The organism is Pseudomonas sp. QS1027 (genome assembly GCF_002814235.1).
Classification (GTDB): domain Bacteria; phylum Pseudomonadota; class Gammaproteobacteria; order Pseudomonadales; family Pseudomonadaceae; genus Aquipseudomonas.
In genome coordinates this window covers 1-506 of record NZ_PHSU01000063.1, presented here as the reverse complement: position 1 = coordinate 506, position 506 = coordinate 1, and the positions used below count along the sequence as shown (strand labels likewise).

At 59.5% G+C, this 506-nt stretch carries 1 pseudogene; it reads left to right on the top strand.

Annotated elements, in window-relative coordinates:
- Positions 1 to 506: pseudogene (locus CWE01_RS33145) on the top strand (hypothetical protein); the annotation flags it as partial.

Here is a 506-nt window from a genome sequence, read left to right as displayed (position 1 = left end):
GACTTCCGCACCCAGCCCTTCCACCTGGATTTTTCTTCGGTCAAATCAGGCCTGTTCACCACCAGCGACTCACTGGCGGTGGTCAAGGGAGTCTTTGATTTCACCACCGACATCGGGCCGGTACTCGCCTTGCGCCTGGCCTCCAGCGCCTCGCGAGCGCTCTGGCAGCCCCGGCTCGATCAGCTGTTCTTCAAGATGAACAAGGTGCTGCTGCCCCTGGATGTGCTGTTCACGGCGGTCAGCCTGTATCGCAACGTCGAAGGCGCGCGGTTGGCGAGGACCGCCGAAGAGCAGGCGCTCTATATCACCATGACGGTGATCGATGGCGCCTCGTTTGGTGTGAGCCTGGCGGGATTTATCCTGATTGGCGTGCCCGGGGTGGGGGTGGCTCTGATCCTGGTGGGCATGGCCCTGGCTGTGGTGAATATCCTCTTGAATGCCATCGTCAGTCTTTCCCATCTGGAGAACTATCGCTGGGATGAAAAAGTGGGTCTGTTCTTCAGCAA